The following is a 15,593-nucleotide window of genomic DNA, read 5'->3' as shown; positions in this document are numbered from 1 at the left end:
GTACGTTGCCTTTGTAAAACCCCGTTGTTCAAAGCTTCATCCCACGGCTGATGATCTCTTTCATGATCTCCGAGGTGCCGGCAAAGATGCGCTGGATGCGCGCGTTCGCGTACATCTTGCAGATTGGGTATTCCCACATATAACCCCAGCCGCCGTGCAGTTGCACACCCTCATCGACCACTTTGCACAGCAGCTCGGTGGTGAACAACTTGGCCTCGGCGGCCACTTCCGGGGTGAGTTTCTTCTCGTTGTGGTCGGTTACGCAGCGGTCGACAAACACCTGCGCCACGTCGATCTGCGTGCGCATCTCGGCCAGCTTGAAACGGGTGTTCTGAAAATGCGAGATCGGCCGGTCGAAGGCCTTGCGTTCTTTCACGTAATCGATGGTGGTCTGCAGCGCCGCCTCGGCCGCCGCCACCGCGCCGCAAGCGTTGGTCAGGCGTTCCTGGGCGAGCATGTTCATCAGGTAGAAGAAGCCGCCCTTGGCGTCGCCCAGCAGGTTGGCCTTGGGCACTTTGACGTTATTGAAGAACAGCTCGGCGGTGTCCTGGCTCTTCATGCCAAGCTTTTCCAGGTTCTTACCGCGCTCAAAACCTTCCATACCGCGTTCGACCAGGAACAGGCCCATGGCGTGCTTGTTGGCCGGGTCGGTCTTGGCCGCAACGATCACCACATCGGCTAGCAGGCCGTTGGAGATAAACACCTTGGAACCGTTGAGCACGTAATGATCGCCCTGATCCACCGCGCTGGTGCGCATGCCGGCCAGGTCWGAACCGGCGCTCGGCTCGGTCATCGCCACCGCCAGAATCAGCTCGCCGCTGATGATGCCCGGCATAAAGCGCGCTTTCTGCTCGGCATTGCCGTACTCGGCGATGTAGGGGCCGCACAGCGCCGAGTGCAGCGGCAGCATAAAACCCGGCTCGTTAATTTTGGCCAGCTCCTCGCACATGATCTGCTCATAACGGAAGTCCTTGAGCCCGGCACCGCCGTATTCCTCATCCGCCCACGGCAGCAGAAAGCCCATGTCGCCGGCCTTCTTCCACACCTCGCGGCTAACCACACCGGCTGCTTCCCATTCATCCTGATGTGGCACCACTTCCTTTTTCAGAAAGGCGGCGAACGCGTCGCGAAACATATTGTGTTCGGTGTCGAAAATAAGGCGCTGCATGCGGGTGTGCTCCCTGAGCTGAAGTCGTGCAGCAGGTTAGGCCCCACGCCCCCGCCGCCTCAATGACCCATGCGCTCAGCCTGGATTGACCCAATCGCTCGACCGGCTTGTCGGCGGCGCAGTCAGCTGCCTACCATCGGCGTACTTTCAAGGAGCCGTCATGCGCGAACGCACCATCGCCAGCCACTTTGTCCGCGCTGCCTTGCGCGGCGCCGAACGCCAGGGCCACGACTGCACGCCGCTGCTGCGCCAACTGAGCATCCAACCGGCGCTGCTCGACGAACCGCGCGCACGGGTCGCCCCCGAACAGTTCGCCCGTTTAGTGCAACTGTTGTGGGAAAGCCTCGACGACGAATACCTGGGTTTCGGCCGCCTGCGCAGCAAACGCGGCACCTTCGCCATGATGTGTTACGCGATCATCCACTGCCATTCGCTGGAAAAAGCCCTGGGCCGTGGCGCGCTGTTCTACAGCCTGTTCCCCGAGGCCCCGGCCATCAGCATCCAGCGCGAAGGCGACTGGGCACGCCTCAGCGTGGACGACTCCACCCTGTGGGACCCCGACCACTTTCTGGTGGAAAGCCTGCTGGTGATCTGGCATCGCCTCGGCAGCTGGCTGATCGGCCAACGCATCCGCCTGGAAGAAGCCACCTTCACCTACAGCCAACCCGCCCACGCCGGCGAATACGAGCTGCTATTCCCCTGCACCCGGCGCTTTACCGCCGGGCGCACCAGCCTGCTGTTCCATGCGCGCTACCTGGCCATGCCGCTGCTGCAGGATGAACGCACCCTCAAGCAATTCCTCCAGCACTCCCCCGCCGACCTGCTGGCCCGCCCGGATGGCGGCGACAGCCTGATCAGCCAAATCCGCCGCCTGCTCGGCCGCGACTGCAGCAACTGGCCGGACCTGGATGCCGTTGCCCAGCAACTGCATATGAGCCCGCAAACCCTGCGCCGGCATTTGCGTGAGGAAGGCTCGAGCTTTCAGGAATTGAAGGATCACCTGCGCCGGGACTTGGCGATTTACCACCTAGGGCGCGATGAGCTGGCGATTCAGGATATTGCCGAGCAGCTGGGGTTTTCCGAACCGTCGGCCTTTCATCGCGCGTTTAAGAAATGGACGGGGCTAACGCCGGGGGCTTATCGGGCGCAGGAGGGGTGAGGTTGGCGAATTTGTTTGCGAATCTAGTTATTATGGTTCGGGCCATATGACTGGCCAGTTACTTTTTTATGATTAACCATATACCACCTCACAACGAAACAGATCATTCAACCTTTCAAGCAAGACAGATAAAGAATTGAAATTTTTCCTGTACTTCTTAAACCCCTATAGTAAAGGCATATCACAAACACACATCAAGAAGTCCCAGACCACACCTACAATACGTCTAAAATTGATTATACATCCAAAATAAAAATAGACGCATAAAGGACACCCACATGGCCAGAACCGCAAGATGGACGCAAAACAAGACGTCACCGGGAATGCATGAAATCAAATTAAGCTCATGGAAATACTTCTCAGACTATATAAACCAAGAAATACTCAACTATAATAGCTTTGTTTTTCGCGGCCATGGAAATAGCTCATGGAAATTAGAACCAACACTTGATCGAATTATTAAAAACCCAAAATCCATTAAAAGAGAATCACATCTTGAGAGCTTTAAATTCGAAACCCGTGGTCGTAGAGGCAGAAACCCTTCGTTACTAGAAACCGAGAATGATTGGTGGGCTCTAGGCCAGCATCACGGTCTGCACACTCCACTCCTAGACTGGACAGAGTCGCCGTTTGTTGCGTTGTATTTTGCCGCATCAAATGCACTCAAAGAAAAACATAACAGCTTATCTGTATTTGCTCTCAATCAAGTCTCTATAAAAACTTTGAACAGCACAATAGAAAATAGCGAAAACATTGAATTAGTTAACGACCAAAAGCCAACTGTCAAAATCGTCAAACCTTTGAGCGATGAAAACAGTCGCCTTGTCAGCCAGCGCGGACTTTTTACGCGAGGGCCAAACAACATGGATTTAGAATCATGGGTGAGAAAATACTACCCAGAGGAAAGAAAGTATATGGACTTAATAAAAATAACAATACCAAACTCCGGCATACAAGATTGCTTGCGCTATTTAAATCGCATGAACATTAATTATTCAACCTTATTCCCAGATCTTATGGGCGCCTCTGACTTCTGCAACACAAAACTAATCATAAGCAAATACTGAACTTATAAGAACAGGGCCTATTTATTTCCCCCGCCGCCTTTCCTACCGGTTTCGCCCTTACGGCGAGTTACTTTCTCTTTGCTTGTGCAAAGAGAAAGTAACCAAAGAGAAAGCACACCCGACATCCGGGTTTCTGACGGGACCTGGTCGCGAGCTTGCGAGACTTCCATAAATTCAAGCTCGGCGGCGTCTGATTTTTCTTTGTTTTTGCTCTTGAATCGCGACCATACAGACGACGCCAAAATCCCCTTCAGGAGGCCGAGTGGAATCGCCGCGTAAGGGGTTGAGCGACATGGATGTCGCGAGAGCCGCGATGGGCCAGGGATGGCCCTTCGCGGCGGGCCACTGAAGTGGTGATGGAACGAGGGAACCCCGGCGCAGCCGGGGCCGGATGTAGGGGTGGCCTTCTTTTTGGTTACTTTTTCTTGGCCACACAAGAAAAAGTGACTCGCCCGTAAGGGGCGAAACCAAAACCCAGAATCACCACGTTAATGACCTTGCTGCAGAACCAGAGCAAGAACCGCCAACAACAGCAAAAGCTCGCGGCTAAAGCCCCTCCCACATAGCCAGCGTGTAGCGCTATAAACGCTCTCGCCACTCGAGCGCCAGGCCCAAACACATCACCCGTTTAATCGATTTCCACACGATTTCGGCCACTTGCCTTGGCCCGATACAGCGCCAGATCCGCGCGTTGGTAGAGACTGGCGGTCGTATCACTGGCGTTGCTGAAGCTCGCACCGAGGCTGGCGGTCATGACCTGCGCGGGGTTCTTCAGGTGCTCAATCGCCAGTTCTTCGCAGATTTTACGGCGGATGCTTTCGCAGGTGCTGGCCAGGTAGGCGCTGTCAGGGTTGCGCAGCACCAGGGCGAACTCCTCACCGCCCAGGCGCGCGGCAAAGTCCAGATCGCGGCGCGGATGGCTGGCCAGCACACCGGCAATGCGCTGCAAGGCAAGGTCTCCAGCCGGATGGCCATAGCAATCGTTGTAGGCCTTGAAATGGTCAAGATCGAGCATGATCAACGCGATGCGCGTTTGCTCACGCTGGGCTTCCTGCAGGGCGCGCTGTAACAACAGATCAAAGCTGCGGCGGTTGTACAGTTGGGTCAGGCCGTCGGTATCGGCCATGGTTCGCAGGTCGCGTTTGGTTAGGAACAGCACGCGCATTGAGTGTTCCTGGCAGTAACCGGCGGTTGCGGCGGCAATGGTCGCCACCACCAGGTAGGTCAGCGAGGCCAGGTACTGAATACGTGGTTCGACCGAGGTGGTCAGTTGTAATGCCAGACAGGTGCACAGCAATGTGGCAATGCCCAAACAGAGGCTGTTGCGGTAGCTGTAACCGATGGGCACGAAGATCACTATCTGGATCAGCATCATGCCCTCCAGACCATAGGGCAGTTGCATCTGCTCGAGTGCCTGGTGATACATCAACGTCACCAGCAACATGCCCAGACTAAGGCAACCGAGCCCGATAGGTATCCAGCGATAGCCCGTGGCAATGTCCGGCTGCGTCAGCACGCGATAGGCGCCGAACATGATGATCAACAGCGCACACAGGCGCACCAGCATGACCGGCAGGGTTATCGGGTTTGCGCCAACGCTGTAGAGCAGCAGCAGATCAAACGCGAAGAAGGCAAAAAAGCTAACCAGCAGTAAGCAGATGGCCACACGCCGGGTTTGCTGGTAGCTGCGATAAGAAAAATCGCGGTATTCGGCCTCAAGCTCAGGCGCAAAGCGGCGTAAGGCAAAACCAACGGGCAAAGGTTGCACTGCAGCGATGTAGTGATTGGCAACGGCTGATTCAGCTTGAGAGGGCATAGCTGACCTCGCAGCGAGCCTTGTGGGCTGGCCTATGGCGAAGGTTTAAGGGAGTTTCACTAAACCTGACAATAGCCGACCAGCACGAGGGATAGCGCAATTCATCTTTGCGCTTGTGCCACTGAGCATCCACACCCGGTTTGCCTCACTCGCTCAGCCGCACCCGAAAACTCGCGCCGCCCAACGCCGAATCCTCCAGCAGCAGTTCACCGCCGTAGCTTTCGATAATGTCCTTGACCACCGCCGTACCAATACCCTGCCCCGGATGCTGGGCATCCAGCCGCTCGCCACGGCGCAGGATGCGTTCGCGCTGATCGGCCGGCACCCCGGGACCGTCGTCTTCCACGCAAAGCTCAAGCACACCGCCCTGTTGACGCACGCTCACGCGTACCTGTCCGAGGCACAGACGGTAGGCGTTTTCCAGCAGGTTGCCGAGCAATTCCAGCAGCGCGCCGCGTTCCATCGGCAGGTGCTGTTCAGCGGCAAAGTCGCGCAACACTTGCACCTGTTTGTCGCGGTAGACCTTGTCCAGCGCGCCGCAGAGAGTGTCGAGCAAGGGAGCCAGACGCGCGCTATGGCGGATCAGCCCGCTTTTGCGCAGGCTGGCGCGCTGCAGCTGGTAGCCAATCTGCTGGCTCATGCGCTCGATCTGCTGTTGCAGCACCTGCGACTGTTCGCGGTTCTGCGGCTGCTTGTCGATCACTTCCGCCACGCTTTGCAGCACGGCCAAGGGGGTTTTCAAGCTGTGCGCCAGGTCGTCCAGCGAATGCCGGTAGCGCTCGCGCTGCTGGCGTTCACTTTCCAGCAGGCGGTTGAGCGAGCCGGTCAGGCGCAGCAGCTCGCGCGGGTGCTCCTCACTCAAGCCGGCGCGGGTGCCCGCCTCGACCTGGTCCAGCTCGGCGCTAAGCCCGCGCAGGCTGCGAAAGCCCCAGGTCAGACCGAACCACAGCAGCCCGAGCAGCACCAGCAGCGCGCCGCCGAGCCAGAGGTAGAGCTGGCCCATAAAGCCGTCGTACATGGCCTGGTAATCACTGGCCGGCTGCATGGTGACCACGCTGAAGGCCGCGCTCTGCCCACGCAGCAGGTCGATTTCCACGTCGTAGACAAAGAACTCGCGGCCCTGAGCATCGGTGATGCGCACAAACTCGTGGCCACGGCCGTCGTAGCGCGGGCGGTAGCTGACGCTTTCATCCAGCGACGAGCGCGACTGCCAGACCAGTGTGCCCTGGCGGTCGTAGATAAAGCCCAGCAGCTTTGCTTCCAGCGTGTCGAATTCTTCATCCGGCAATTTGTCAGGCATGGTCAGCCGACCGTCTACGGTGCGCGCCGCCGAGACCAAGGCAGTGGCATCCGAAGCCAGGCGTTTTTCGATGGATTGCTCCAGGGCAATCACAAAAGCGCCGCGCAAGGCCGGCAGCAGCGCCAGCATAAACAGCACGGCCAGCACCGCTGTGCCGAGCATCAGCCGTAGGCGCAGGGACTCGCCGCGGCGGCGGGCGGCCGGTGTGCTCAGCTCGGCATCGCTCATCGGCAGCGCTCGGTAAACAGGTAGCCCTGGCCGCGCACGGTTTCGATGGGTTTGAAATCCTGCTGGCCTTCAAGCTTGCGGCGCAGCCTGCCGACCAGCACTTCGATTACGTTGGGGTCGCGCTCTTCGTCGTCCGGGTAGAGCTGCTCGATCAGCCGCTCCTTGGCCACCACCTGCTGCTGGTGGCGCATCAGGTATTCGAGAATGCGGTACTCGTAGGCGGTCAGTTGCAGGGCTTTGCCATCGAGCAGCGCCTGTTTACGGTTGAGGTCGAGCACGAGCGGGCCAGCGGCAATACTCGCCTGGGTAAAGCCCGAGGCGCGGCGCAGCAAGGCGTTCAGGCGCGCTTCCAGCTCTTCGAATTGAAAGGGTTTGACCACATAATCGTCGGCACCGGCGGCCAGGCCTTCGACCTTGTCCTGCCAGTTGCCACGGGCGGTGAGGATCAGAATGGGGAAGCTCTTGTCCTGACTGCGCAACTGGCGAATCAGGTCCAGCCCGCTCATGCCTGGCAGGCCGAGGTCGATCACCGCCAGGTCATGGTTGTATTCGGCAGCGCGGTACAGCGCTTCTTCGGCATTGGCCACGGCATCGACCACATGGCCCTGCTCGCCCAACCGGCTATAGAGGTGGTGACGCAGCAGCGCTTCATCTTCCACGACCAACAGTTTCATCCTGCAAATTCCTCCAATAAAGCGGCCGGGCATTGTGCCCGGCCCTTTTGGCCTACCTGCTGTTTAGAACTTGTAGTTGGCACCCAGGTAAAGCTGGCCGCTGCTGTGCAGGTCAAGCGAGCCGGCTTTGCCTGCGCCGTGTGGCGCCATTTCGGTGCTGGCATTGGTGCGTAGGTAGCGGTAGCCCGCCTCAATCGAGGCATTCTGGTTAATGTCTTGCAGAATGCCAGCCTGCAGGCCGAGGGCATAGCCGATATCGCTGTCACGCTTGAAGCCTTTGCTCTCCTGCTCCAACTTGACCAGGCCGGCGGTAGCGCCGCCGAACAGCTTGGTGTTGTAGTCGCCAATCGGCAGGAACACATCGTAGCTACCCAGCAGGTTCTGCTGACGCATCTTGTTGCCGCTATCGGTGTCCGAGACATTCTCGTAGGTCATGTAGTAACGGTTTGTCTCGCTGACCTGACCGGCACGCACGCCCCAGGTGCCAGTATCGTTGATCACCTTGTCGAGCTTGGGGTTGTTCAGGTTGCTGTTGAGCGCGCTGGACTTCTGAATGTTGTTATCGGTCTGACCCCAGGTCAGGCCAACAAAGTTGTCGCCGGCATTGGCCGCAGCCGCAGCGAAGGTCAGGGAAGTAGCCAGGGCCAGTTTGCTAAGAGTGCGGTTCATGGTGTGTCCTCAGTGGTTAGTCGGTGTTGCTTAACTCGAGGTCCATGTTGCCTACCCCAAGCTGAACGCCCACTGAACCCTTGCTGAACAAATGCTGAACGACCCTCTTACAACTTGCGTGCACTAACTCCCGCAGCGACAAATAACGCGGCCAACACCGCCAGCATCGGCAGCCAGCCCGCATGCTCCCAGATATACCCGGCAGCGTAGCCAATCACGCTGGAACCCAGGTAGTAGGCGCACAGGTACAACGCCGAAGCCTGCGCCTTGGCGCCATGCGCGCGCTGCCCCACCTGGCCGCTGGCCACCGCATGGGCGGCAAAGAAGCCCAGGGTGAACAAGGCCAGCCCCGCCACCGCCGCGCTCAGCCAGGGCGTGGCACACAGCGCCACACCCAGCAGCATGATGCCAATGCCGCCCTGCATCACCTGGCGCGCGCACAGGCGCGGTACCAGTCGCCCCGCCCAACCGGCGCTGACGATGCCCAGCAGATACACCGTAAACAGCAGGCCGATCAGGCTGGACGACAGGTTGAACGGCGCCGCGGCCAGGCGAAAGCCGACGTAGTTGAACAGCGCGACAAAGCCGCCCATCAACAGAAATGCCAGCAGGAACAACCGCCGCAACTCGCCATTACCCAGGTGCAAGGCAAAGTTGCGCAGCAGGCCGCGTAGCGACAGCGACTGCGCGGTGAAATGCCGCGACGGTGGCAGCAACCAGACAAACAGCCCCAGCGCCAGCAAACCCATGCCGGCAATCCCAGCCAAGGCCAGCGGCCAGCCGCCGAGATCACTGAGCAAGCCAGCCAGCAGCCGCCCGAGCAGGCCGCCCAATGCGGTGCCGCCGATATACAGGCCCATCGCCGCCGGCAGCGCCTCGGGGTCGAACTCCTCGCCAACATAAGCCATGGCCAGCGCCGGCAATCCGCTCAAGGCCAGGCCAAGCAAGGCGCGCAGCCAGAGCAGATGATCCCAGCTATCCACCAGCGCGCAGGCAATCCCCAACAGCGACGCAAGACCCAGCGCGGCCACCATCACCGGCTTGCGCCCCCAGCTCTCGGCCAGCGCGCCAGACACCAGCAGGCAGATGGCCAGGCTCAGGGTAGTCAGCGATAACGCCAGGCTGCTGCCTGCCGCCGATACGGAAAAATGCGCCGCCAGCAGCGGCAACAGCGGCTGCACGCAGTAGAGCAAGGCAAAGGTGGCAAACCCGGCGCAGAACAGCGCCAGGGTCGCGCGCCGGTAGGCGGCAGTGCCGCGCATCAGGTGCGCAGAGGAATCGACAGCAGGCATCGGCAGGCTCGCAAAAAGGCTCTAAATCGGCCGTTCTGGCAGATTAGCACGCAGCCAGCGGCACTGGTTTTGCGCGCCTTGCATAGCCGTTGTGCGTGTTCGAGCAGCTATTCGCTGGGCAAAGCCGTTCATCACCCCGTGCCGCAGTTTTTTGTTGCACCTGAGCAGTGGAACTAGCCTGACTAGCAGGCGAAAAAAGACGCAACCGGGAGCGGCGCTGTAGCGACCACGGCTTAGCGTTGCTTGCCGCCCACCCAGTGATTTCGGCACGCAAGCCGACTGGGCCTTATCGGCTCAGATACGCCAGCCAGGTCGTAGACGCAGCGCATGGAGCCACTTGTGCAACAGCCAAGGAGTACTCGCGATGAACGACTTTGTAGTCAGCGCCCGCCGTGTCAAACAAGCCGCGTTCGAGGCCGAACCCGGCCCCTCACATATGTTGCTGGTGCCTGCGGATGCCGACGAGCCCATCCCCAAACACGGGCGCATGGGTGAAATCTGGGTCAAGGCCTGGGTGCAACAGTTGCTGGCCGAGGCCATCTGGGGCACGGATGAGCGCACCGGCGCCGAGCGCGGCGACATCCTGGTTTACGTGCATGGCTACAACAACAGCGCCCCTGAAGTACTTAAACGCCATCGCCAATTGCAGAGCGACCTCAAGGCCCTGGGCTGGAAAGGCGTTGTGGTGTCGTTCGACTGGCCCAGCGACAACAAGACCGTCGGTTATCTGGAAGACCGTCACGACGCCAAGCTCAGCGCGATGCAGCTGGTTACCGACCTGATCGCCCTGCTGGCCGCTAAGCAGACCCCGGATTGTGCGGTAAACACGCATATCCTCGCCCACTCCATGGGCACCTACGTGGTGCGCGAAGCCTTCGACGACGCCGACGATGCACGCCTGGAAAACAACAGTTGGATGATCAGCCAACTGTGCTTTATTGGCTCTGATGTCTCGGCCTCATCGTTGAGCCAGGGCCATGCCAGCAGCGATTCGCTGTACCGTCACTGCACGCGCCTGACCAACTACTTCAGCTTTGGCGACAGCGTGCTGAAACTGTCCAACGTCAAACGCGCAGGCGTAGCGCCACGCGCCGGCCGGGTGGGCTTGCCGGATAACGCGCCGGACTCGACAGCCGATGTCGACTGCACCGCTTACCACCAGCTGCTGCTAAGCGACAAAGCCCTACAAGCCCGCGACCAACCGCAAAGCTTTCTCGGCAGCAAGGATCACTCCTGGTACATCGGTAATCGCGTGTTTACCCGCGACCTGTTCGAAACCCTCAAGGGCGATCTGGACCGCAGCATCATTGCCGCGCGCAGCCCGATACCTGGCAGTAGACGTTTAAGCCTGGTGGGCAAATAGCGCAGCAACGGCCGGTAGGGTGGCCAGCATCGAAGGCGGGTCATAAAAAATTGCCTGAAGCAATTTTTAACGTCGCGCAGAGACGGCCCGAAGGGTGGCCGCCATGGATGGCAGGCCATAAAAAAACGGGAGCCCAAACGGGCTCCCGTACTCATTCTCTGAGAAATGCCGGAACAAGCCTCACGCCTGCGCCAGCTACAACCTCACCTGCGTCCCCGAAGAAACGCATGCCGCAGTGTGGCAAAAAAGCCTGGGCAACTCCGTTTAGCTTTGTTGCCGCTTTGCAAAGAAATGTAAACGCCCGCAGCGGCTGGCCGTACAAAGCGCCGCGCGGCAGAATAGGCCGATGAATACAGCCTACTTGCCATCCTGCTGCAGCCCGCTGAATGACCACTGGCCGCTGCCGCATACGCTGCCATCGGTGCAGCTGATCAGCACCCGCTTTACTCCCGAGCTGCTGGATGCAGCAGACTTCAGCCGCTGCGCGGTCGAGCCGGTGCGCGGCGTGGCCAAACGCCAAGCCGAATACCTGGCCGGGCGCCTGTGTGCGCGTGAAGCCTTGCTGCGTTTGACTGGCATAGCTGCCACGCCGGCCTGCGGTGAGGACCGTGCGCCGCAGTGGCCAGTCGGCATGGTCGGTTCAATCACCCACGGCAGCGGCTGGGCCGGCGCCGTGGTGGGTAATAACGCAGATTGGCGCGGCCTGGGTCTGGATATCGAGCAGATCATGCCGGCCAGTCGCGCCGAACGCCTGGCTGCTGAGATCCTCACCCCCGCCGAGCTGTTCCGTCTGGAAGACTTGCCGAGCGAACAGCGCGCGCAACGCATCAGCCTGACCTTCTCGCTTAAGGAAAGCCTGTTCAAGGCGCTCTACCCGCAGGTATTGCAGCACTTCTACTTTCAGGATGCCGAACTGCTCAGCGTCGACGCTGACAATAAAGTGCGTATGCGTCTGCTGATTGACCTGCATGCCGACTGGCCCGCCGGCAGTGAGCTGGAAGGTCAATTCGCCGAGTTCGACGGTTATCTGCTGAGCCTGGTCAGCATCGCGGCCGCGACAGCTCGCCGCTAAAGCGCCTCCGACAATATGAAGCTGCCGCCTGCTCTGACCGCCTAAGGCAAAACCGTGGGCGGGGCTTCAGCCGCGACAAACACCTCGCGCCCATGCGATTGGCCTGACAAGCAGCGTTGCGGCACAACAGCGCCTTTAGCAAATCCGCTAAACTCGGCCGATTGCCGTCTGGAGTGCCCTATGCGCGAAGATTTGAATCAAGGCCTGATCGAGTTCCTCAAGGCCTCGCCAACCCCTTTTCATGCCACCGCCAGCCTGGCTCAGCGCCTTGAGGCGGCCGGTTTTCAGCACCTGGACGAGCGCGCCAGCTGGCACACCGAGGCCGGCGGCCGCTATTACGTCACGCGCAACGACTCCTCGATCATCGCCTTCAAGCTAGGCAAGCGCGCGCCGCTGGAAGGCGGTATCCGCCTGGTTGGCGCGCACACCGACAGCCCGTGTCTGCGGGTCAAACCGCAGCCTGAGCTTCAGCAACAGGGCTTTTTCCAGCTCGGTGTTGAGGTGTACGGCGGCGCATTGCTGGCGCCCTGGTTCGACCGCGACCTGTCGCTGGCCGGCCGGGTGACCTACCGCCGCGACGGCAAGGTGGAAAGCCAGCTGATCGACTTCCAGAAACCGATTGCGATCATTCCCAACCTAGCCATTCACCTTAACCGTGAAGCCAACCAGGGCTGGGCGATCAACCAGCAGATCGAGCTACCGCCGATCCTCGCGCAGCTATCCGGCGATGAGCCGGCCGATTTCCGCGCGCTGATTACCGATCAACTGGCCCGCGAACACGACTTCAGCGCCGATGCGGTGCTCGATTACGAGCTCAGCTTCTACGACACCCAGAGCGCGGCGGTGATTGGCCTGAATGGCGACTTTATTGCCGGCGCACGGCTGGACAACCTGCTGTCCTGCTACGCCGGTCTGCAGGCGCTACTGGCAGCGCCGGATGAAGAAAGCTGCGTGTTGGTGTGCACCGACCACGAGGAAGTCGGTTCCTGCTCGGCCTGCGGCGCCGATGGCCCGATGCTCGAACAGGTATTGCGCCGCGTGCTGCCGGACGGCGACGCCTTCGTCCGCACCATCCAGCGCTCGTTGCTGGTCTCGGCCGACAACGCCCACGGCGTGCACCCCAACTATGCCGACAAGCATGACCAGAACCACGGCCCCAAGCTCAACGCCGGCCCGGTGATCAAGATCAACAGCAACCAGCGCTACGCCACCAACAGCGAAACCGCCGGGTTCTTCCGTCACCTATGCCTGGAAAATGAAGTGCCGGTGCAGAGCTTCGTCACCCGCAGCGACATGGGATGCGGCTCGACCATCGGCCCGATCACCGCCAGCCAGCTGGGCGTGCGCACCGTGGACATCGGCCTGCCGACCTTCGCCATGCACTCGATCCGCGAACTGGCCGGCAGCCATGACCTGGCGCATCTGGTGAAAGTGCTGACGGCGTTTTACGCCAGCGCCGAGCTGCCGTGATCCCGATAAACAGGTAGCCCGGGTGCAATCCGGGTGCTGCTTGAGTGGCGCTCGGAATTCCCGGATTTCATCCGGGCTACAGCTTTGCCAACCCATCATCGCGGTGTATCCACTAATGCCTTGATGGGTATCGCTTCGCTCGACGCCATCCTACGAGCAGCGGTTGAAGCCCCCTACTCCGGCACCTCGACGCTTACATGCAGGGCGTCGTGGCGCCAGAACTCCAGATCGCAATCAATCAACCGGCCATGCTGGTCGCGGTTGATCCGCACGATACGCAGCGCCGGGCTGCCCACCGCCACTTTCAATGCCGACGCGGCTTCGCTGTGCAACGCCGTGGGTACCATGTCGAAGCGCACTCGGCCGTAATGAATGTCGTATTCGCTGGCGTACAGTTCGGTCAGCGAACGGGTYAGGTCGAAATCCAGAATGCCGGCAAAGTAATTCGGGTTGAGGTAGTGCTCGACGTACAGCACCAGGCGGCCGTCGATGCGCCGTGCGCGGCGGATCTGGTAGACGCTAGAGAGTGCCGGCAAAGCCAGTAGCTGGCAGATCTCGGCGCTGGCCGGAATCAGCCGCGCACTCAGCACTTCGGTAGCAGGCACCCGGCCCTGCTCGCCCACCATCGCGTGGAAATGGCTGCGCACCAGCGGGTTGTAGGCCACGCGCGGCGGCGAAACAAACCAGCCGCGACGCTCCTCGCGATAGATCAGCCCCTGGGCCTCAAGCTGGCCCAACGCCTCACGCAGGGTAATGCGCGTGGTATCGAATACCTCGCTGAGCTTGCGCTCGGCCGGCAACTGACTTCCCGATGGCAACAGGCCGTGTTCGATCTGTTCTTCCAATGCCCGGCATATTGCTGTGACTGCCCGCGGCGCTTCATCGCGCATCAAGACCTCCAAAATTGGACTAGTCCAGCCCCATTTCGGGGCATCAACCTGTGAGTGCAGCGGTAAAAACCATGTTTCAAGTTTAAGCAGTCTTGATGACCACGCCATGACAACTTTCTTTCAGCGCCAGTAAAAGCTGATAAAACTTGGCTTGCAGGCCATACATGACTGAATTTGTTCATGGTCTACGCTAGTGGTGCGCCAGTTTGTGCAACCCGGCTTGAGCCGGTAAATGACCAGCGTACATAAAACTGTCATTTAACAAGCCTAAATTGGCCTGGGTCTTGCTGATCTAGACCAGAACTTTTCACTGCACGCACTTCAATCGCAAAGGAGTTTCCAATGAAACAACTGCTGCTGGCTTCACTGATGGGCTCAGCCATCGCCCTGGCCACCTCGGCCATGGCTGCTGAAACGGACTTGCAAGCACTGGAAAAGGCCGCGCGCGCTGAAGGCGCGGTGAACAGTGTGGGCATGCCGGACAGCTGGGCCAACTGGAAGGACACCTGGGTTGACCTGAACAAGCTGTATGGCCTGAAGCATATGGACACCGACATGAGCTCGGCCCAGGAAATTGCCAAGTTCGCCGCTGAGAAAGAAAACGCCACCGCTGATATCGGCGACGTGGGTGCGGCCTTCGGCCCCATCGCCGTGCAGCAGGGTGTTACCCAGCCCTACAAGCCGAGCACCTGGGAGCAGATTCCAGCCTGGGCCAAGGACACCGACGGCCACTGGATGCTCGCCTACACCGGCTCCATCGCTTTTATCGTCAACAAGCAACTGGTCAAGGACATCCCGCGCTCCTGGGCTGACCTGAAAAAGGGCACCTACAAAGTCTCTGCCGGCGATGTCAGCACCGCCGCACAAGCCGTAAACGGCGTACTGGCTGCCGCCATCGCCATGGGCGGTAATGAAAGCAACGTGCAACCGGCGCTGGATTTCTACGGTGAACTGGCCAAGCAAGGTCGCCTGTCGCTGGCCAACCCAACCATCCAGACCCTGGAAAAAGGCGAAGTGGAAGTGGGCGTGGTATGGGACTTCAACGGCCTGAGCTACCGCGACCAGATCGACCCAAGCCGCTTCGAAGTGCTGATCCCTTCCGATGGTTCGGTGATCTCCGGCTACAGCACCATCATCAACAAGTGGGCGAAAAACCCCAACGCGGCCAAACTGGCGCGTGAGTACATCTTGAGCGACGCCGGCCAGATCAACCTGGCTAAAGGCAACGCCCGGCCGATCCGCGCCGAGCACCTGACCCTGCCAGCCGAAGTACAAGCCAAGCTGCTGCCGCAGGAGCAATACGCCAAGGTTCAGCCGATCAAGGATGCTGCTGCCTGGGAAGCCACTTCCAAAGCGCTGCCGCGCCTGTGGCAGGAACACGTCATCATCAATATGAACTAATGCAATCTGGCCCCGGATACACTC

General features: G+C 59.8%; 13 protein-coding genes. 6 read left to right on the top strand and 7 right to left on the bottom strand.

Features of this window, described 5'->3' with window-relative positions; all coding sequences use genetic code 11:
* Positions 1 to 28 precede the first annotated feature (28 nt).
* Positions 29 to 1,168 (bottom strand): acyl-CoA dehydrogenase family protein, encoded by a 1,140-nt coding sequence (locus P3C18_RS14065; protein WP_275962478.1) that lies wholly within the window; start codon positions 1,166 to 1,168, stop codon positions 29 to 31.
* A 160-nt stretch (positions 1,169 to 1,328) separates the two neighbouring features.
* On the opposite strand from P3C18_RS14065, the gene P3C18_RS14060 reads away from it, so the two are divergent.
* Both P3C18_RS14060 and P3C18_RS14055 read left to right on the top strand, forming a co-directional pair.
* The gene (locus tag P3C18_RS14060) at positions 1,329 to 2,327 is read left to right on the top strand and encodes an AraC family transcriptional regulator (protein WP_275962477.1); all 999 of its coding nucleotides are present in this window, start codon (positions 1,329 to 1,331) and stop codon (positions 2,325 to 2,327) included.
* Positions 2,328 to 2,605: 278 nt separating this feature from the next.
* Positions 2,606 to 3,394: an FRG domain-containing protein gene (locus tag P3C18_RS14055; RefSeq protein WP_275962476.1), complete on the top strand. Its 789-nt coding sequence runs from the start codon at positions 2,606 to 2,608 to the stop codon at positions 3,392 to 3,394.
* Between the two features lie 628 nt (positions 3,395 to 4,022).
* Here P3C18_RS14055 and P3C18_RS14050 read toward each other — a convergent pair.
* The 5 genes from P3C18_RS14050 to P3C18_RS14030 all read right to left on the bottom strand — a co-directional run bounded on the left by P3C18_RS14050 (position 4,023) and on the right by P3C18_RS14030 (position 9,373).
* Entirely contained in the window at positions 4,023 to 5,210 is a 1,188-nt protein-coding gene (locus P3C18_RS14050) for a GGDEF domain-containing protein (RefSeq protein ID WP_275962475.1), read from the bottom strand.
* Positions 5,211 to 5,355: 145 nt separating this feature from the next.
* Positions 5,356 to 6,738, bottom strand: coding sequence for an ATP-binding protein (locus tag P3C18_RS14045; RefSeq protein ID WP_275962474.1), 1,383 nt, complete (start codon positions 6,736 to 6,738; stop codon positions 5,356 to 5,358).
* Positions 6,735 to 7,412 carry a response regulator gene (locus P3C18_RS14040; protein ID WP_275962473.1) on the bottom strand — a complete coding sequence of 226 codons (678 nt, stop codon included), beginning with the start codon at positions 7,410 to 7,412 and terminating at the stop codon, positions 6,735 to 6,737. Before P3C18_RS14040 ends, P3C18_RS14045 begins: the two co-directional genes overlap by 4 nt.
* Before the next feature lie 63 nt (positions 7,413 to 7,475).
* Positions 7,476 to 8,081 (bottom strand): outer membrane beta-barrel protein, encoded by a 606-nt coding sequence (locus P3C18_RS14035; RefSeq protein WP_275962472.1) that lies wholly within the window; start codon positions 8,079 to 8,081, stop codon positions 7,476 to 7,478.
* A gap of 107 nt (positions 8,082 to 8,188) precedes the next feature.
* On the bottom strand, positions 8,189 to 9,373 hold the full coding sequence (locus P3C18_RS14030) for an MFS transporter (protein ID WP_275962471.1): 1,185 nt from the start codon (positions 9,371 to 9,373) through the stop codon (positions 8,189 to 8,191).
* Positions 9,374 to 9,737: 364 nt separating this feature from the next.
* On the opposite strand from P3C18_RS14030, the gene P3C18_RS14025 reads away from it, so the two are divergent.
* The 3 genes from P3C18_RS14025 (at position 9,738) to P3C18_RS14015 (ending at position 13,278) form a co-directional block, all read left to right on the top strand.
* The gene (locus P3C18_RS14025; RefSeq protein WP_275962470.1) at positions 9,738 to 10,736 is read left to right on the top strand and encodes an alpha/beta hydrolase; all 999 of its coding nucleotides are present in this window, start codon (positions 9,738 to 9,740) and stop codon (positions 10,734 to 10,736) included.
* 346 nt (positions 10,737 to 11,082) lie between these two features.
* Positions 11,083 to 11,808 (top strand): 4'-phosphopantetheinyl transferase superfamily protein, encoded by a 726-nt coding sequence (locus P3C18_RS14020; RefSeq protein ID WP_275962469.1) that lies wholly within the window; start codon positions 11,083 to 11,085, stop codon positions 11,806 to 11,808.
* A gap of 180 nt (positions 11,809 to 11,988) precedes the next feature.
* The gene (locus P3C18_RS14015) at positions 11,989 to 13,278 is read left to right on the top strand and encodes a M18 family aminopeptidase (RefSeq protein WP_275962468.1); all 1,290 of its coding nucleotides are present in this window, start codon (positions 11,989 to 11,991) and stop codon (positions 13,276 to 13,278) included.
* 173 nt (positions 13,279 to 13,451) lie between these two features.
* Here the strand turns inward: P3C18_RS14015 and P3C18_RS14010 are convergent, their stop codons facing one another.
* Positions 13,452 to 14,168, bottom strand: a complete 717-nt coding sequence (locus P3C18_RS14010; RefSeq protein ID WP_160015038.1) for a UTRA domain-containing protein — start codon at positions 14,166 to 14,168, stop codon at positions 13,452 to 13,454.
* Positions 14,169 to 14,510: 342 nt separating this feature from the next.
* On the opposite strand from P3C18_RS14010, the gene P3C18_RS14005 reads away from it, so the two are divergent.
* On the top strand, positions 14,511 to 15,569 hold the full coding sequence (locus P3C18_RS14005) for an ABC transporter substrate-binding protein (RefSeq protein WP_275962467.1): 1,059 nt from the start codon (positions 14,511 to 14,513) through the stop codon (positions 15,567 to 15,569).
* Positions 15,570 to 15,593 lie beyond the last annotated feature (24 nt).

It is taken from the genome of Pseudomonas sp. 1928-m, assembly GCF_029269135.1.
Classification (GTDB): Bacteria; Pseudomonadota; Gammaproteobacteria; order Pseudomonadales; family Pseudomonadaceae; genus Aquipseudomonas.
This window is presented reverse-complemented; position numbering and strand designations above follow the sequence as displayed.

Excerpts from the sequence above, each read along its gene's own strand:
- P3C18_RS14060 (WP_275962477.1), top strand. The coding sequence starts at position 1,329 with ATGCGCGAACGCACCATCGCCAGCCACTTTGTCCGCGCTGCCTTGCGC.
- P3C18_RS14055 (WP_275962476.1), top strand. The coding sequence starts at position 2,606 with ATGGCCAGAACCGCAAGATGGACGCAAAACAAGACGTCACCGGGAATG.
- P3C18_RS14030 (WP_275962471.1), bottom strand. The coding sequence starts at position 9,373 with ATGCCTGCTGTCGATTCCTCTGCGCACCTGATGCGCGGCACTGCCGCC.
- P3C18_RS14015 (WP_275962468.1), top strand. The coding sequence starts at position 11,989 with ATGCGCGAAGATTTGAATCAAGGCCTGATCGAGTTCCTCAAGGCCTCG.
- P3C18_RS14020 (WP_275962469.1), top strand. The coding sequence starts at position 11,083 with ATGAATACAGCCTACTTGCCATCCTGCTGCAGCCCGCTGAATGACCAC.
- P3C18_RS14050 (WP_275962475.1), bottom strand. The coding sequence starts at position 5,210 with ATGCCCTCTCAAGCTGAATCAGCCGTTGCCAATCACTACATCGCTGCA.
- P3C18_RS14035 (WP_275962472.1), bottom strand. The coding sequence starts at position 8,081 with ATGAACCGCACTCTTAGCAAACTGGCCCTGGCTACTTCCCTGACCTTC.
- P3C18_RS14040 (WP_275962473.1), bottom strand. The coding sequence starts at position 7,412 with ATGAAACTGTTGGTCGTGGAAGATGAAGCGCTGCTGCGTCACCACCTC.
- P3C18_RS14025 (WP_275962470.1), top strand. The coding sequence starts at position 9,738 with ATGAACGACTTTGTAGTCAGCGCCCGCCGTGTCAAACAAGCCGCGTTC.
- P3C18_RS14045 (WP_275962474.1), bottom strand. The coding sequence starts at position 6,738 with ATGAGCGATGCCGAGCTGAGCACACCGGCCGCCCGCCGCCGCGGCGAG.
- P3C18_RS14005 (WP_275962467.1), top strand. The coding sequence starts at position 14,511 with ATGAAACAACTGCTGCTGGCTTCACTGATGGGCTCAGCCATCGCCCTG.